The sequence below is a fragment of the Streptomyces sp. NPDC002773 genome (genome assembly GCF_040295605.1).
In the GTDB taxonomy this organism is placed as follows: Bacteria; Actinomycetota; Actinomycetes; order Streptomycetales; family Streptomycetaceae; genus Streptomyces.
In genome coordinates this window covers 14,434-30,005 of the sequence record NZ_JBEOVO010000054.1, presented here as the reverse complement: position 1 = coordinate 30,005, position 15,572 = coordinate 14,434, and the positions used below count along the sequence as shown (strand labels likewise).

Annotated in this window: 14 protein-coding genes and 3 pseudogenes; 8 read left to right on the top strand and 9 right to left on the bottom strand. The window is 70.5% G+C overall.

Going from position 1 to position 15,572, the window contains the following annotated elements:
- The 4 genes from ABT034_RS33990 to tpg form a co-directional block, all read left to right on the top strand.
- Window positions 1-648: ROK family protein (locus tag ABT034_RS33990; RefSeq protein WP_351220961.1), on the top strand; the 648-nt coding region annotated here is incomplete at its 5' end.
- 126 nt (window positions 649-774) lie between these two features.
- On the top strand, window positions 775-1,707 hold the full coding sequence (locus tag ABT034_RS33985) for an aminoglycoside phosphotransferase family protein (protein WP_351220960.1): 933 nt from the start codon (window positions 775-777) through the stop codon (window positions 1,705-1,707).
- Window positions 1,708-2,087: 380 nt separating this feature from the next.
- On the top strand, window positions 2,088-4,331 hold the full coding sequence (tap, locus tag ABT034_RS33980; protein WP_351220959.1) for a telomere-associated protein Tap: 2,244 nt from the start codon (window positions 2,088-2,090) through the stop codon (window positions 4,329-4,331).
- A gap of 11 nt (window positions 4,332-4,342) precedes the next feature.
- Window positions 4,343-4,900 (top strand): telomere-protecting terminal protein Tpg, encoded by a 558-nt coding sequence (tpg, locus tag ABT034_RS33975; protein ID WP_351220958.1) that lies wholly within the window; start codon window positions 4,343-4,345, stop codon window positions 4,898-4,900.
- A 6-nt stretch (window positions 4,901-4,906) separates the two neighbouring features.
- Here tpg and ABT034_RS33970 read toward each other — a convergent pair whose 3' ends face one another.
- The 3 genes from ABT034_RS33970 to ABT034_RS33960 form a co-directional block, all read right to left on the bottom strand.
- Window positions 4,907-5,911, bottom strand: coding sequence for a MerR family transcriptional regulator (locus ABT034_RS33970; RefSeq protein WP_351220957.1), 1,005 nt, complete (start codon window positions 5,909-5,911; stop codon window positions 4,907-4,909).
- Between the two features lie 6 nt (window positions 5,912-5,917).
- Window positions 5,918-6,586, bottom strand: coding sequence for a HEAT repeat domain-containing protein (locus ABT034_RS33965; protein WP_351220956.1), 669 nt, complete (start codon window positions 6,584-6,586; stop codon window positions 5,918-5,920).
- A gap of 481 nt (window positions 6,587-7,067) precedes the next feature.
- Window positions 7,068-7,844: a DUF7873 family protein gene (locus ABT034_RS33960; protein WP_351220955.1), complete on the bottom strand. Its 777-nt coding sequence runs from the start codon at window positions 7,842-7,844 to the stop codon at window positions 7,068-7,070.
- 9 nt (window positions 7,845-7,853) lie between these two features.
- Here ABT034_RS33960 and ABT034_RS33955 point away from each other — a divergent pair.
- Window positions 7,854-7,934 (top strand): annotated as a pseudogene (locus ABT034_RS33955) (IS21-like element helper ATPase IstB); the annotation flags it as partial.
- A gap of 60 nt (window positions 7,935-7,994) precedes the next feature.
- Here the strand turns inward: ABT034_RS33955 and ABT034_RS33950 are convergent.
- From ABT034_RS33950 to ABT034_RS33940, 3 genes are all read right to left on the bottom strand, one after another.
- Window positions 7,995-8,567 (bottom strand): HutD/Ves family protein, encoded by a 573-nt coding sequence (locus tag ABT034_RS33950; RefSeq protein WP_351220954.1) that lies wholly within the window; start codon window positions 8,565-8,567, stop codon window positions 7,995-7,997.
- A gap of 82 nt (window positions 8,568-8,649) precedes the next feature.
- Window positions 8,650-8,907: a hypothetical protein gene (locus tag ABT034_RS33945; protein ID WP_351220953.1), complete on the bottom strand. Its 258-nt coding sequence runs from the start codon at window positions 8,905-8,907 to the stop codon at window positions 8,650-8,652.
- 203 nt (window positions 8,908-9,110) lie between these two features.
- Window positions 9,111-10,034 (bottom strand): RNA polymerase sigma-70 factor, encoded by a 924-nt coding sequence (locus tag ABT034_RS33940; protein WP_351220952.1) that lies wholly within the window; start codon window positions 10,032-10,034, stop codon window positions 9,111-9,113.
- Between the two features lie 199 nt (window positions 10,035-10,233).
- Between ABT034_RS33940 and ABT034_RS33935 the strand changes: the two genes are divergently transcribed.
- Complete coding sequence (locus ABT034_RS33935) at window positions 10,234-10,719, top strand: carboxymuconolactone decarboxylase family protein (protein WP_351220951.1); 486 nt, start codon at window positions 10,234-10,236, stop codon at window positions 10,717-10,719.
- A 182-nt stretch (window positions 10,720-10,901) separates the two neighbouring features.
- Here ABT034_RS33935 and ABT034_RS33930 read toward each other — a convergent pair whose 3' ends face one another.
- The gene (locus tag ABT034_RS33930) at window positions 10,902-11,438 is read right to left on the bottom strand and encodes a hypothetical protein (RefSeq protein ID WP_351220950.1); all 537 of its coding nucleotides are present in this window, start codon (window positions 11,436-11,438) and stop codon (window positions 10,902-10,904) included.
- Between the two features lie 1,100 nt (window positions 11,439-12,538).
- On the opposite strand from ABT034_RS33930, the pseudogene ABT034_RS33925 reads away from it, so the two are divergent.
- Window positions 12,539-12,944, top strand: a pseudogene (locus ABT034_RS33925) (MobF family relaxase); the annotation flags it as partial.
- Window positions 12,945-14,264: 1,320 nt separating this feature from the next.
- Here the strand turns inward: ABT034_RS33925 and ABT034_RS33920 are convergent.
- Window positions 14,265-14,639 (bottom strand): FKBP-type peptidyl-prolyl cis-trans isomerase, encoded by a 375-nt coding sequence (locus ABT034_RS33920; RefSeq protein WP_351220949.1) that lies wholly within the window; start codon window positions 14,637-14,639, stop codon window positions 14,265-14,267.
- Between the two features lie 394 nt (window positions 14,640-15,033).
- Window positions 15,034-15,191, bottom strand: a pseudogene (locus ABT034_RS33915) (WhiB family transcriptional regulator); the annotation flags it as partial.
- Between the two features lie 153 nt (window positions 15,192-15,344).
- On the opposite strand from ABT034_RS33915, the gene ABT034_RS33910 reads away from it, so the two are divergent.
- A complete protein-coding gene (locus tag ABT034_RS33910) occupies window positions 15,345-15,551 on the top strand; it encodes a cold-shock protein (protein ID WP_351220948.1) in 207 nt (68 codons plus the stop codon).
- Window positions 15,552-15,572: the final 21 nt, after the last annotated feature.

The window sequence follows — 15,572 nt, the reverse complement described above, 5'->3', positions numbered from 1 at the left end:
GGCGCGCGAAGTGCGGTGGTCGTGCTCTTCGGCTCGGGCGTTGGCGCCTGCGTGGTCACGGACCCGCTGGGTCCGGGGCGGGCGGTGGAGTGGGGTCATCTGACGGTACGGGTGCGGGGTCGCCGCTGCCGTTGCGGAGCCCAGGGCTGCCTGGAGGCGTACGCGGGCGCGGAAGCCCTCCTGGAACGGTGGCGGGAGGCCGGAGGCGAACCCCCGGCGGGCGCGGACGAGGAGACGGCGCTGACGGCGATGCTCGCCGCCGCCTACCCGGCCGACCCACACACTGTCCCCGACGAGAAGGCACTCGCGGTCCTGGAGGAGACAGCCGAATACCTCGGCGCCGGCTTCGCCGACCTCATCAACCTCTTCCAGCCCGAACGCATCCTCGTCGGCGGCTGGGCCGGCCTCCAACTGGGCACCCGCTTCCTCGAAACGGTCAAGAACTACGCCACGGAGTACGCCCTCAAGTACCCGGCGAGCCGCACCGGCATCGCCCTGGGCACCCTCGGCCCGGAAGCGGTCACGGTCGGGGCGGCCCTGCTCCCCCTGGTCGACTTCTTCGCCCAGGGAGGCCGCCGCCCCGAAACCGAACCCACCACGCCGGCCCCCGCCTGGCAGTCGGCCCTCCAGGACCGCGTGTCCACCTGACAAGTGCCCGCCGGGAGACCTGCTGCGCTCAGGGACGGACAATCCGGCGGACGACCCACGGCCGCGACGGCGGACGCGACGGCGGCAGTCTGCAGGGGGCGTCGGACCGGCGCGTAAGGTGCCCGGATGATCGAGATACCAGCGGCGTTCGCGCAGAGCACCACAGAGCGTGAGAAGGAGCCCGGCGCGGCGTGGCTCCGGGAACTCCCCACGATCGTGGAAGAACTGCTGGGACGCTGGGAGTGCGTACCGGACGGGAAGGTCATGCACGGGGGCGTCGGCCTTATCGTCCCCGTCCGGCGACGGACCGGGGGTGCGGCCGTACTGAAGGTGTCCTATCCGCACCCCGGCAACGTCCATGAGCCGGACGCTCTCGTGGCGTGGGGCGGCCTCGGAGCGGTCCTGCTGCACGAGCGCGACGACGAGCGCTTCGCGATGCTGCTCGAGCGGGTCCGCACCACGACCCTGGCCGAGGTCGAGGACGGCGACGAGGCGATGACGGTCGCAGGACGGATCAGTCGGCGACTGGCCGTCCCCGCGCCGCCGGACCTGCCCCGGCTGAAAGACCAGGCCGGTCTGTGGGAGGAACAACTACACAAGGACGCTACAGAGCTGACGCACGCACTGCCGCGCCATGTGGTGGGCGCCGCCGTGGCCACCGTCCGCGAGCTGGGCCGCGTCCAGCCGGACACGCTAATCCATGGTGACCTCCACGCCAGGAACATCCTGTGTGCAGAGCGTGAGCCCTGGCTAGCCGTGGACCCCAAGGGACACGCGGGAGACCCCGCCTACGACGGCGGCACCCTGCTCAAGTCGCGCGCGCCGGCACTACTCGAGGCGCAGGACCTGCGCGGGGCCGTCCTCCGCACCCTGGACGTCTTCGCCGAAGCCGCGGAAGTCGATCGGGTACGGACCCGGCGCTGGGCCCAGTTCCATGCCGTGCAGGCTGCGTTCTGGGGCCGCCGCCACGGATTCCGCATCGCCCGCGACGGGCCGCGGCTGGACTGGATCACGGGGTTCGCCGACCACCTGGCGGAGCTGCTCACCGAGCACCTGTAGACCCGGTCCCCCCGTCCACACGTACTCCATCTGGCGGGCGGTACGGCGGGCGAGTGGCTCCCCGAAAAGCCGGCCCACGATGTGCAGGCTCGCGTCGATGCCCGCGCTGATGCCGGCGGATGTGACGATGTCGCCGCCGCCGACCCGTCGGACGTCCCGTGCCCACCCGGATGTCTGGCCGGGTCCCCCTCGACCGCCGTGGTGACACCGCCGGCGATCACCAGCACGTCGAAGGGCGGTACCTCGTCGAAGACGAGCATTCCAAAAGTCAGCGGCACAGTGGCGGGAGGCCACCCGCACGCGATTCGTACGCGAATCGTACGGTGATGGTGCGCGATCCGTACGGTCCATTGGATAGGGTCTCGACAGGAGGTCCTCTCATGTCCGAATTGTTCGAGGCGGTCGACGCACTGCTCGCGTCCCGTGCCCCGCTGCCCCCGCCGGAGGAGCGCAAGCGGCTGCGTACGGCGCACGGCCTGACCCTGGACGAGGTCGCCGCCGCGCTGAAGGTACGCAGGGCCACGCTCAGCGGCTGGGAGTCGGGCAAGACGGAGGCCCGCCCGCCGGAGCGCGACGCGTACGCGCGCCTCCTCGCGGGCCTCGCGAAGCTCTACCCCGCCCCGCCGGCGCCCCCGACGGCGTCCGACGAACCCGGGGGAGTACCCGAGACGGCCCCCGGCCAGGCGGCCCCCGCGCCGCAGACCCCGGTCATGACCGAGGACAGGAACACCCAGACCGTCCCAGCCCCCTCGGCCGAGCGGACCCAGCCCACCCCACCGCCCCCGGCACGCACCGCCGGGAACACCTCGCCGCCCCGCCGCCCCAGCACGGTGACGACGGCCCAGGCCTCAGCCCGCCCCCCAGCGGACACCCCGGCGAGCACAGCAACCGACCCCCGCTTCGAGAACGGCCCGCTCGCGGTCGTCGACGTCGACACCGACGGGCAGGTGTCGGCGTACTGCCCCGGCGGCCTGGTCCTGGACGTGCCCGCCAAGTCCGTTCCGGCCCTGGTCGACTGGACACTCACGGAAGCCAGGCTCGGGCAGCCGAAGCTGTCCGGCCCCGGCAAGGACGCCGACCCGCTTCTCGTCCTCACCGCGGCTGCCCTGGAGCGCTACGGCCTGCCGGTCACCCTCACCGAGGAGGAGCAGCTCGCCGGACGGATCCCCGACGGCCACAAGGTCATCAGACAACTGGCCCGCTCCGACTGGAAGCTGACCGGGCGTGGCTTCGGCCCGTGGGCGCGGATCTACCGCCCCGCCACGGGATCGGAGCGGTCCTGCGTGCAGCTGTGCATCCCGTCCTGGAACGCGCTCGACACCCGGCACTGGGGCGCAGCCGCCCAACTGGCCCCGGCGGACCTCGCCCGGGTCCTGGGCGTCTTCGCGACCAGGGTGATGACGCCGCGCGGCTCCACAGCGGTGACCGGCCTGGAACTCATGACCGCCCTGCACCCGCCGACCCGCGCCTCCGCGCCCGACGCCGACGGCCGCAGGCGCTCCGAGCACAACCCCGGCTCGCTGGGGAAGGACCCGGTGGACCCGGCGCCGTGCGAGGCGCCCGACGGCCACCCCGTACTCAAGGACCTGCCCCGCTTCCACATCCGGGGCCCCGCCGAGAAGGTCTTCGAGGAGGCGTACGACTGGGCCCGGCCCATGACGGACGAGGAATGCACCCGCCGCAACCTGGTGGGCCTCGACGTGAACATGGCCTTCGCCGCCGGTGCCAACGGCCTGATCGTCGGCCTCGGCGCGCCGACGCACGTCAGGCGGCCGGTCTTCGACCCGAAGCAGCCCGGCTCGTGGCTGGTCGACCTGTCCCATGCCGACCTGTCGCGGGTGAAGCTCGCCAAGGACAAGTGGGCCGAGCTGGACGGCACCCTGCTGCCGAGCCCGTTCACACCGAAGGGCGACCGCCCCGAGGGCCCCGCCTGGTACGCGACCCCGACCGTCGCGTACGCGGTGGAACTCGGCTACGACGTCCGGCCGATCGAGGCCTGGGTCCGGTACGACACCGGCCGCTACCTGGACGGCTGGTACAACCGGCTCCGCGACGCCTACCTCGACACGATGGCCGACCTCGGCGTCGCCGCCGACGTCCCGCCGGAGGAGTTCCTGAAGGCGATGGACGGCTACCGGAGCCGTGACCCGGAGCTCGCGACCGTCGTCACGGCGATCAAGGCGACCGTGAAGGGCGGCCTGGGCAAGCTGCGCGAACGCCCGCGCGGGGAGGGCTGGCGGCCGGGCGAGCCGTGGCGGGCCCTGTCCCGCCCGACGTGGCGGCCGGACATCCGCGCCGCCGTCATCTCCCGTACCCGCGTCAACCTCCACCGCAAGATCGTCAAGCACGCCGCGTTCACCGGCCAGTACCCGGTCGCGATCCTCTCCGACTGCGTCGTGTACGCCGCCGACGGCGAGAGCCCGCTCGACTTCCTGCCCTACCGCCAGGGCAAGCCGCTGCCGGGCGGCTTCAAGCTCGGCGTGAACCCCGGCCTGGTGAAGTGGGAAGGCACCCAGACCGTCCTGTGGGGAGAAGGCGTCCGGGAGCAGTTCGACGCCCCCGCACTCAACCTCGCCCGCTACATCAAGGACGGCACCGTCACCGACGCCGACGACGGAGAGTAGGAGCACACGAGATGACCCTGTTCGGGGACGGCCTCGACAAGGCGGTGCAGCAGGCGTTCACCCGCCCGGTGCCCAAGAGCGCAGGCGCGCAGATGCGGTACCTGGTCAAGCAGTACAAGGGAACCAAGGTCGTCGCCCAGATGCTGCGGATCTCCCAGCGCACGGTCGAGCGGTACGTGAAGGACCAGATCAAGAAGCCGCGCCCGGACCTGGCGGCGCGCCTGGACCGCGCGGTGAAGGCCCGCTGGCAACCGCAGGTCAAGGCCAAGGCCCGCGAGAAGGCGGCGTCGACCGGCGGCATCGTCATCGACACCCGCGCCCGCCTCGGCTACACCGCGCCGATCGGTTCCACGGACCAGGACCGCGTCCGGCACCTGACCGTCGCCCTGCCCCCGCAGTACGCGGCCCGCCTCTTCGACGCCCAGGAGGCCGGCGCCACCGACGCCCATCTGAGGGAGATCGCCGCCGAGGCGCTCAAGGAGGTGTACTTCCAGGACAGCGGCCGGCGCGCCGGGAACCTGGAGGAGGTCCGCTTCACGGACATCGAGCACCTCGAGTTCGGCCTGTAGGGGACGTCACCGTGCGTCGCGCAGCCGCAGAAGGTACGTCGCGGTCAGCGCGACGGCACGGTCCCCGTCACGCGACAGCTCCACGAGGGCATGCGACGCCGTGCTCCCCGGGATGTCCGCCAGCGCCTGGGTCAGCCGTACGCGTACGGTCGCTTCGACGGCGTCGGCCGTAAGGCGGTCCACGAGCCCGGTGGCGACCCGCTCCGCCGTCGCGGGGTCGTTCGCCAGCGAGCTCAGCGCATCGGCCGCGTCGGTGTCGTTCCTCCCCGCCACGATCATGTCGAAGAGCGTCGGGATCGCGTCGTCCACTCCACGTATCCCGAGCGCCAGAGCCGCATGCCCGCGGACCACGGCATCGGGGTGAGCGAGGGCGTCCCGCAGCCGGGCGGCCGCCTCACCGCCGGGCAGCTCGGCGAGGGACTGGACCGCACGCTCCCGCACCGCGGCCACCGGCGAGCCGAGGCCCTCCGCCAGCAGCGCAGTGCCGCCGTCGCCCGACCGCGCCAGAGCCCACCGCAGGGCTCCGGCGACGACGGGATCCGCCTCGCTCAGTACCGCCTCGACGAGAGCCTCCACCGGAACCGGAACCTCGTCGACCGAGGAAAGGGCCGCGCGCTGACGCGCGTCGGCGCTCGTCGACCGCAGGGCCTGGAGGACCGCGACGACCTGGAGGACGTCCTCCCAGTCGGAGGGATCCGCGGCGTCGATCCGGCGGAGCCGCGTGAGCAGCTCGGTCTCGGCCGCGATGCGCTCCCGCGCCTGACGGACGAGGTCGGTGACGAGCGCCGAAGGAGCGAAGCCGGGATCGTCGAGCGCACGCCCGATCTCACGCAACGAGAGACCCAGCGACCGCAGGCTCTCGATGTGGAAGATCCGCCGGATGTCGTCACCGGAGTACTCCCGATAGCCCGAGCCCGTACGGCCCGAAGGCCGCACCAGGCCGAGCGACTCGTAATGCCTGAGCATGCGGGCACTGACCCCGGACCGCCGCGCCACCTCACCGATCAACACGTCCCATCATCCCTCCCGACCGGACCCGCCGAGCGCCACGACGCGCTTCGCCTCCTCGATCGCGAACCCGAACCCGGCGTCAGGATCGCGAAGGAGTCGTTCCGTGGCGAGCGCGTGCGCCCGCACACGCCGGTCGGAGGCCGCCGAGGCAGCACCCAGAGCCGGCACGACGACGTCCCCCAGTTCGACGAGCGCCCGGCTGAGACTCAGCTGCGTCTCCCGCCCACCGCGCCCGAGCTGGGTCGCGAGCACCGCGGCCAGCCCGGCCTCCTCACCTTCCGGTACGAGCACGACCGCGGCCCGCCAGGCGCTCCTCGCCACGTCCTCGTCGGCGTCGGACAGGAGCGCCCGGGTGATCGCCGGCCACGCCTTCCGGTCTCCGATCTTGGAAAGGGTGTGCAGGGCCTGGCTCCGCGCCTGCGCACCCTCCGAGCGGAGTTCACGGAGCAGCTCGGGAAGCGTGAGGGACACCGGGTGCCGCGTGAGCGCCCAGGTCAGCATGTCGCGGACGAAGAACTCCGGCTCGATCGCGCTGCGCTCGACGAGCTTGCCGACGAAGCGCGCGTCCGGTGCCGTACCGACCGCCAGCGCCGCCCGCAGCCGCACGGACGAACGGCCGTCCTCCAGGCCCTGGAGCGCTCGCAGGACATCCGTGTCCCGCCTGATCGTGGTCATCGGAACCACCTCCTCGGCAAGCAGTGAAGTCCTTGTCACCGTGTCAAGGTCAAGCGGCCCTCGCGGGAAGCGGGGAAAAGGAGCGGGTCCGAGGGCGTAGCCTGCCCCCGGACCCTGTCGATGCCGCTCACATCACACGCCGGCACACTTGAGGACCCGGGTCATTCGTCATTGCGTCGCGTCCTGCCTTTGGACCACCGCCGATCGAGCTCGGCGGACCAGATTCGAACTGGCATTTCGACGCACCAGGGCCCGGGCCCGGTCGATCCGGCGATGAGCGGCGCATGCTGAGTCTGGAGCAATAGTCTGAGATTGACCGCGGTCTGCCTCTGCCTGGTTGGGCCATCCCGGCGAGAAGTGCCGGGAGGAGGACTCGAACCACCACTGGAACCGCGGATGTCACGACAAGGCTCAGCTTCAGCTTTGCGCTCCTCGCGCACCCCGACCGCGTACTGCGGCCGGGGAGTCTGTGGTGTCCCGGCTACCCGAAGAGGTAGCCGAACACGGCGTCGCCGACCCGCTGGTCGGTGACTTCGGCGCTGTTGGCCTCCTCGCGGGCGAACTTGACCGCCTGCTGGAGCTTCTCCACGCGCTCGAGCAACTCGTTGACCCGCCGGGCCGGCAGCGCGCCCGAGAACTTCACCGTGGTCCAGTACCCGACCGGTATGTCCTCGTAGTAGACCTCGACCTGCGCCGGGTGCTTGTCCGTCGCCTCCGCCTTGACGTGGTTGCGCGGCACCTTCTTCGTACGGACCGTGCGGACGACCTCCGTCTTCCACGCGTCGGTCGACGGGTCCTGCGTCCACGACTCGGCGGCGTCCAGCACCGGAAGCTTGCGGATGAAGGTGTTGATGTCCGTCAACTGCTTCTCGAGAAAGAGCAGATACGCGACGGGCACCCGCTCCACGAGCACGCGACCGTCGACCGAGATGTCGGCCCGGGCCTCGCAGTTCGCCCAGTCCTTGGTGGCCGTCACGTCGAAGAGACGCGTCAGCGCCCGCGCGGTGTCGCGCAGCACGTCCTCGGCCTTCACCTGCACCAGAGTCGACTCGGGCGGCAGCTGCTCGCCCTCCTCGTCCTTCGGCTGGTACGTACGGGAGATGCCGGCGAGCAACGCGGGCTTCTGCAGCCCGTGATGAGCCGCCGTCAGGTCCTGGTGCGCCCGGGACTTGACGCCCTTCTCCACTGCGATGATCTGGTTGAGTTTCGTTGCCACGCCGCTGACCTTAGACAGGGGACCATGATCGGGCGAACGCATTTACGGCCCGACCGCGGCGGCATGGAACTCCTCCTCCAGGTACTGACCGACCGCGAGGAGAAGAACAGCGTCGCGATCGCCCCGAACGAGCCTTCCACGACCCCCCGGATCGCTCGACACAGCACCCGGCCACGGCTAGGGACTGGGCATTCAACCCAGGGCAGGTGTGAGGTCGGCCCACAGGGCTGTGGCGTCGGGTGACAGCGGAGTGACGCCTCGGCCCGGTGTGTTGTCGCTCTGGTCCCACCACAGGCCCTGGCCGGGCGCCAGGACGTGCCCGTCGTGGTCGGCCTGCCAGCGGCCGCGCAGGACGTGGAACACCCCGGCGTGTGCGGACGGCGGGGCGACAGGGCCGGCGACCCGGCTCACCCGGGCGGCCCAGCGGCCGCGCCGCACCATGATGTTGAGAACCTGGCAGGAACCGCTGGGGAGTTCGGCGGTGATCGCGAGGTCGCCGGAGAACGTGAACGGCTCGCCTGTCCGCACCGGCAGCCGCTCGAACTTCCCCGGGCTGGTCAGCCGTACGCCGTCGCCCGCCAGCAAGGTGAGCGTCCGGTCGATTCCGGGGAATACCGAGAACGGTCCGTCGCGGTCGATGTCGGCGATGCTGGCGCGCCACCCGAACTGCTGGCCGTCTGCCGGCCGGGAGGTGATCTCCCTGGTCGCGCCGCCGCCGTTGTGCCATGGGCCCGTAGGCAGTGTCTCGACGTCGAAGTGGCGCATGGGAGGGCTCCTGACCTGTGTCGGTAGGGGGGCGGATCACACCTGAGCGGCGACGCTCGCCGAGGCTCACCCGCCGGCGGCGTCAGCGGCCTCCCGGGGCGACATCGTCGACGAAGTCTATGCGGCTCTCAGAGGGGGCGAGGGCCTCCGTGTCGCAGTCGGCGGTGGTGACGGCGATCCGGCCCGGCCCGCGTACCTGGGCGGACGGCCGCTGCGGCTCGTGCGGGAACAGGGGCGGATGGTCGGGGGAGTTGTACTCGGAGGAGTATCCGTGGGCGCAGCGGTTGACATGGGTGGCCGTGGTGCGGGTGGCCGAGGGAGGGCTACAGCTTGCCCACAAAGCGGGCGACCCTGCCGGACAACGAGCAACCGACGGCCTGGAGCAATCGCGGGACTCGTCCGCTACGCGTCTGGACGGACAAGGCCCGCGCCCCCATCCGATACTCGGACGCGGGCCGTCGACCTGCCCCAGGGCTACGGCTTCTGGCTGCGGGGCACCCCTCTCAAGGTGCGGTCCGAGACGAGCTGACGATTAGCTGGGGCTCAGCGGCCCACGGCGGTCTCCCGGTCGATGTGTGTCAGCTTCTCGGGGTTGCGGACGGCGTAGAGCCCAGTGATGAGGCCGCCCTCGAGGCGTACCGCCAGGACGGTGTCGGTCTCGCCGCCCGTGCGCAGGATCAGTGCCGGGTGGCCGTTGACCTGTGCCGGCTGGAAGGCCGCGGACGTGAGCCTGCTGAGGACGTAGACCACCGCTTCGGCGCCCACGACGGGCTCCAGTGCGGCCCGTACGACTCCGCCGCCGTCGGTCAGCAGTACGACGTCCGGAGCGATCATGTCCAGCAGGCGTTGCAAGTCGCCGCTTTCGACGGCCTGTTGGAAAGCCGCGAGCGCCTTGCGCGTCTGGGCCGGGGAGACGGCCTCGCGCGGCCGGCGCGCCGCGACGTGGGCCCGTGCGCGGTGGACGATCTGCCGGACCGCGGCGGGAGACTTGTCGACGGCCTGCGCGATCTCGTCGTATCCGACATCGAAGACGTCGCGCAGCACGAACACAGCCCGCTCGGTCGGCGCGAGCGTCTCCAGCACGAGCAGCATCGCCATGGAGATACTGTCGGCCAATTCGATGTCCTCGGCGACATCGGGCGCGGTGAGCAGGGGCTCGGGCAGCCAGGGTCCGACGTAGGACTCCTTGCGCCGACGCAGCGTACGCAGCCGGGTCAGCGCCTGGCGCGTGGTGATGCGGACCAGGAAGGCGCGGGGTTCCCGCACCGCGGTGTGGTCGACGCCCGCCCAGCGCAGCCAGGTCTCCTGGAGGACGTCCTCCGCGTCGGCGGCGGAGCCGAGCATCTCGTAGGCAACGGTGAACAACAGGTTGCGATGGGCGACGAACGCCTCGGTGGCACAGTCCGCCCCCGGGGCGCGAGGACCGTGCCCGCTCACGCCGGTCGCCCGCTCGGTGCGCTCGTCCATCGTCGGCTCCTGCCTGCTGCGCCTCATGTTCGTGTCACGCACAAGACGCCGCCGCTCATCGTCTTGTGACACGGAAGCTCGGTGGCCGTCGTCACATCGCTGTCCTGTCACAACGCGGTGGCGGCCGGCGCCTTGTGTGCGTCAGGACGCTGCGCGGACGAACCGCGCGGCGCACGATTCCACAAGCGAGGACGTTGTGATGGAACCCCGTATGAACCTGTTCGCTCACGAGATCGGCTCCAGGATCGGCAAGCGCATCTTCGCCGTCAGCCAGGTGATCCAGGAGTCGCCGCTGCCCAAGCCGACCCAGGAGCTGGTGCAGCTGCGCGCCAGCCAGATCAACGGCTGCGGTTTCTGCGTCGACATCCACAGCAAGGACGCTGCGACCGCAGGCGAGACCTCCGCCCGGCTGAACCTGGTCGCCGCCTGGCGCCACTCCACCGTGTTCACCGAGGCCGAACGGGCCGCGCTGGCCCTCACGGAGGAGGGTACGCGCATCATCGACGGCTACGAGGGCGTCTCCGACGAGACCTGGGCCCGCGTGCGCACGCACTACGACGACGACCAGGTCATCGCACTGGTCTCCCTGATCGCCATGATCAACGCGACCAACCGGCTCGGCGTGATCCTCAACAACCAGGGCGGCGCCTACGAACCCGGCAACCTCGCCACCATCGCCGTCTGACCACCCCCGATGCCACCGGACCGGCCTCGATCACACGATCAGGGCCGGCCCCGCTCCTGCTGACACGCGACCACTCCGCCCCGCCCGCGCTGGATCCGCCGGAGCGTCTTGGCGGGCATGTTCGCCACACCCGGCCACCTCCTGAAGCGGCACCCTGGCTCTTCGCTGCTGCGACCGCGCAGTCACGGGGCAACCACCCAGCCTGGTCTGGTGATCTCACTCCACAAGTCCGCACCACCGCGCCCACTCGGATCCAACGTCAAGAGATCTTCGTGAAGACCCAAGAGGGGGCGGCCGGTGGGACGTCCGTCCTCACCGGTCTCCATGACCGACCAGCCAGCGTGGACCCCGGACACGTTCACGTCGCCGCCGCAGTCGAGCTCGTCCATCACGGCGAATACCGCTTCATAGGCGATGGCCCGAGTCAGCAGCACCAGATCCTCCCGGTCTGCCCCCGCTTCCAACAAGCGCCGAGCGGCCGCCACCTGTTCCAAAGCCCCCGGGTCGGACCAGCCGTCGATCGGGCCCCGCCACAAGGAGCGGAGCAGCACGAAGCGTGCCAGTTGCGGTCGGTTCTCATCAATTTCAGACCGTGCCCAAGCTGGCGCGTCAGGCGCGCCAAGGGCCTCGAACTGCGTCCGAAGCGACTCCGCTGCGGCTCGCTTCGACGGCGTGAGTCCGGACAACCACAACTGCCACGTCGCCTCGACATCATTCATCACACCAGGATGCCTCACCGGGTGCCAGCACCGACAAGATCAACAACTCATCCCGATCCGGATCCTCATCACCTAGGGATGACGTGGGTTCTGGGGAACATCCGCAGCGCCCAGGGCCACCGACTGCTGCCCGAACCGCTGACCAATCGTTGCTACTTCACGTGAGCGAAGCCAGTTAATTCCTGTCGAGGACGTCGGCAGGAATGCTGAGGCGGAAGGTCACGCGGCGTCCCGGATCGGCGCGCGGTCGCCAGGGTGACCGGCGTCGCGCAGGACCTCGGACGTGTGGTCGACGGCCGTGTCCTTTGCGGGGCCGGACTTCTGGGTACGCGCGGACGCCCCGGCACCTCCCGTTCTCCGTCTTCCTCACGGACATGGTGGCCGATCTCGTGCACGGAGTTCCAGCAGCCGATCGCGATCCACACACGTCACGGCGCTTCACCGCGACCGGGTGACTGAGCGAGTTGTAATTGACGGTCTTCCTTCATCACGTTCCTACCTGGTACGGCAGCGGTGACTCACTGTGGCGCGGGCGGTGGTTGTTGCCAAAACCGAGACGGCACTGGTGGGGCGGTGGTGAGGCCTGTACCGAAGGGTGAGGAGATCTGTGTGCCGCAGATCCTTTCGCGGAGCCGTTGATGTCCTCTCCCTCTTCCCGTGGTCTCGACGAGGCTCTCGACAACCTGGCCGAGGTCGCCGGCCCCCGTTTCTTCGCCGACCAGGACCTAGACGGTGTGTGTCGTACGGATGCGACGTTTGGCAGCCGGGCCGCCGTGTCGTGGTGAGGCACGTCGGCGGACCGGTCCGCCGCGCCTCCTACCGGGCCGGCTGGCACCGGCTCGCGGTGCGCACGGGCGCCCTCGCCGCGGCTGTGGGCGGAGCGTACGGCTATCTCCACCAACCCGACGTCGTGACCGAGGTCCTCACCTACGGCGCTCCGATGGCCGCGCTCGCCACGGCGGCCTGCGGCGCCACGTACCGGATCAAGGGCCGCGAACGGCGCGAGCTGCTCAGGAGTGGATCGAGCCGCTGCACCAGGCGCTCTCCGGACCGCTTGAGATCTCCGAACACACCGACCCCCGCACCTACCGGCCTCGCCCCGGCAGGGGTACGCGCCGGGGGAGCAGGCCTCCTACGCGCTGGCGTGCCAGGCCGCCGACCAGACCCACCCGCCCAAGCGCACCGAGCTGCTGTCGCTGACCGAGCCGCGCGAGCGATGGCGCACCTCAGTGATCCGGGCGTATGGCGACGCCGACGTCGGCGACCGGCTCGTGGAGCGGGCTCGGGCGGCGGCCGCGGCGGTGTGGGCGCGGGTGCGGCCGGTCGTCGACACCGCCCTGGCGGCCGTCGACGTTGTCGCCGTGGTGTACGTGATGCGCGGCGCGCTCAAACGCCACCACCTGCTCGCCGAAGCCCGCGGCCACCTCTCCTACGTCCTGCGCGGCCCGCAGCCGACCCCACCAGCCGGGCCTGGACGAACAGATCGTGCAGACGGTCGTCGACGACTGATCAGCCCTCCCATCCTCCCCCATCACACCTCCCGAACGCCCGTGTCCGGGAGGAGTCCGCTCTCGAGGGCGAGAAGGTGCCGGACCTCGGGGGCGAGCCACGCGGTGTCCACCGGTGGTCGGCCGAGGCGTCCTGGTAGGAGTAGTGGGGATGCCGAGCGTTTCGAGGAGTCGGCGCCCGGCGGTCCAGTCCGCTTCCAGGGTGCCGATGCCGCCGAAAGCGATGCGGCGGGCTCGGTGGAGGGCGGCCGCGTGGCGGCGCAGGTTCTGCCGTACGCCGTACTCGTCGAGCCGTGCGGTGCTGCCGGCGACCTCCACGAGCTGCGGGTGGGCGCCGGTCGCTGAGCAGCGAGGCGTCCCAAACGCTGGCCACGGCGAAGAGGCCGGGATGTCGGGTCAAGAGGTTGAGGGCGGCGAAGCCTCCCTTGCTGAACCCCAGCAGGTGCACCGGGGGCCAGGCCCGGGGGCAGAGCATGGCTAGGACTGTCGGTACGACGACGCGGACGAGGTGGTCCTCCTGGCGGCAGTCGGCCCCTGTACTCCGCCGGTCTGCGGGGCCGGTCATAAGGACACGGCGTCGGACTTCCGCAGGGGCCGGAAACGTCCTGCCGCGTGACAGGCCGTCCCGTCCGGATCGATGCCACCGGATCCGGCCGCGGCCGTGTGCACCGAACCAAGGGCTGTCCGGTAAACGGCCTCTGTGCCCGGGCGCCGGGGGTGGCCAGGATGACCTGCGTAGGGTGACGCGAGGACGAGCAGGCCGTCCCATGGCCGGGCCTCACCGTCGTACGGGCAGTCATCGCGGTTGTCCCACGGTGGTTCGGGATCGCCCGTAGCGGGCTGAGCACATGGCGTGCGAGCAGGGTCGTGCAGCGCCACGTGCAGAGCGGGCCAGGGGAGGAAACCGCGGAGTTCTCCTGGCAGAAGCCGACCGTGTACCGGGGAGCGGTCCACGTTCCGCGGCTGCAGCCACAGCCACAGCCACAGCCACAGCCACAGCCGTGGCCGGCTCGGCCTCCTCATCGAGCCGAGGTGGTAGAGGTCGTGGAAGCTCTGGAGCGGCTCCGGCTCGCAAGCCGGCAGACGTACTCAATACGGCTAGCTCGCCCTGCAAAGTACGGCAAGTCCGCCCCGCCCGCTGCTGCGAGGAACAAGCCGCGGCTTCGAGGTTGTTCGCGCCGGGTCCCTCGCTGTCGAGCCCCCCGACCGGGTCTGCCTCCGCCCAGAACAGGCCGAGGACGGAGCCGTCCTGGGCCTTCGTACTGATCTGCACGATTCTGGTCGCCATGCCGCAGATCCTGAAAACAGCAGGCCAGCCTCAGACCGAGAGCAGGTCCACCACGAAGATCAACGTAGAGCCCGCAGGAATCAGCGGCGAGGGCGACTGCTTGCCGTAGCCGAGGCGCGGGGGAACGATGATCTCGCGCCGACCGCCGACCTTCATCCCCCTGATTCCCCGGTCCCAGCCCTTGATGACCCTGCCACCGCCCACGGCGAACTTGAACGGCTGGCCACGATCCCAGGAAGCGTCGAACTCCTTTCCGGTCTCGAAGGTGACCCCGACATAGTGGACCCGGACGACTCTGCCCGGCTTCGCCTCGTCCCCGTCTCCGACGACGAGGTCCCGGATCGTCAGCTCGGTGGGAGCATCACCCTGCGGAACAGCGATCTCGGGTTTCGTCCGTTCACTCATCGCAGCCTCGTCCCTCTCCGCCGGAAGCCCTCGTAGGGAGCAGCCGGGCACATGGTCACTCCATGCGGTAGACGATCACGCTACCGAGTACGCCGGCCCCGCAGCGCACCCCGACTCCGAGGGGACACGGCACGTGTACGCGAACCGCTCGGTGCCCAGCACACCGCACGAGACCGACCGGGCACGCCCACGAGGGGGTCGCCTGCGGTTCCACGGCTCTGAGCAGGCACACGCGCTCGTCTGCGCTGATCGGTCCCTCCGTAAAGTCTCGTCCTCCAGCAACGCCCGCACGGCGGAGGCGTGCCTGCACGAGGTCAGGCACGCCGGCGTCGGGCTGTTCCTGTTCCGGTGACAGAGGCTGCTGTTCCTTGGGCTGCCTGGGGCGTTCTTCGAGGAGCGTCCCGGTGCCCTGCTCGTACTCGGCACGTGTGCTCTGCAGCAGCGCACGCCAGGACGCGACGAGGGGACGCCTGCGAAGCCTGGCGCGCCGTTCCCGTCGGTCACACCGCCCCACACACCGAACTCGACTCGATTGTCGAGTGCGCATCGAAGTTGGGGGCTACGTCGTCGCCACGGTCGGCCCGTGAGCGCTCTGGGCGGGCCGCCTTGCGGGTGCTCCGCTTGTATGGCGCACGGGGCAGGTGGGGAGTATCGGGGTGGCTGCGCACCGCGGCCCGCGAGACAACTGATGAAAGATCTGCACTCATGGCGACTGGCACAGTGAAATGGTTCAACGCGGAGAAGGGGTTCGGCTTCATTCAGCAGGACGACGGCGGTCCGGACGTCTTCGTCCACTTCTCCGCCATCCAGACGACCGGCTTCAAGGAACTGGCCGAGGGTGCGTCCGTCGAGTACGACGTCACCCAGGGCCCCAAGGGACCCCAAGCCGAGAACGTGGTGCCGCTCCGCTGACGACTTCACGAGATCACCCGA

Excerpts from the sequence above, each read along its gene's own strand:
- ABT034_RS33930 (WP_351220950.1), bottom strand. The coding sequence starts at position 11,438 with ATGAATGATGTCGAGGCGACGTGGCAGTTGTGGTTGTCCGGACTCACG.
- ABT034_RS33965 (WP_351220956.1), bottom strand. The coding sequence starts at position 6,586 with ATGACCACGATCAGGCGGGACACGGATGTCCTGCGAGCGCTCCAGGGC.
- tpg (WP_351220958.1), top strand. The coding sequence starts at position 4,343 with ATGACCCTGTTCGGGGACGGCCTCGACAAGGCGGTGCAGCAGGCGTTC.
- ABT034_RS33985 (WP_351220960.1), top strand. The coding sequence starts at position 775 with ATGATCGAGATACCAGCGGCGTTCGCGCAGAGCACCACAGAGCGTGAG.
- ABT034_RS33935 (WP_351220951.1), top strand. The coding sequence starts at position 10,234 with ATGGAACCCCGTATGAACCTGTTCGCTCACGAGATCGGCTCCAGGATC.
- ABT034_RS33910 (WP_351220948.1), top strand. The coding sequence starts at position 15,345 with ATGGCGACTGGCACAGTGAAATGGTTCAACGCGGAGAAGGGGTTCGGC.
- ABT034_RS33960 (WP_351220955.1), bottom strand. The coding sequence starts at position 7,844 with ATGCGTTCGCCCGATCATGGTCCCCTGTCTAAGGTCAGCGGCGTGGCA.
- tap (WP_351220959.1), top strand. The coding sequence starts at position 2,088 with ATGTCCGAATTGTTCGAGGCGGTCGACGCACTGCTCGCGTCCCGTGCC.
- ABT034_RS33940 (WP_351220952.1), bottom strand. The coding sequence starts at position 10,034 with ATGGACGAGCGCACCGAGCGGGCGACCGGCGTGAGCGGGCACGGTCCT.
- ABT034_RS33920 (WP_351220949.1), bottom strand. The coding sequence starts at position 14,639 with ATGAGTGAACGGACGAAACCCGAGATCGCTGTTCCGCAGGGTGATGCT.
- ABT034_RS33950 (WP_351220954.1), bottom strand. The coding sequence starts at position 8,567 with ATGCGCCACTTCGACGTCGAGACACTGCCTACGGGCCCATGGCACAAC.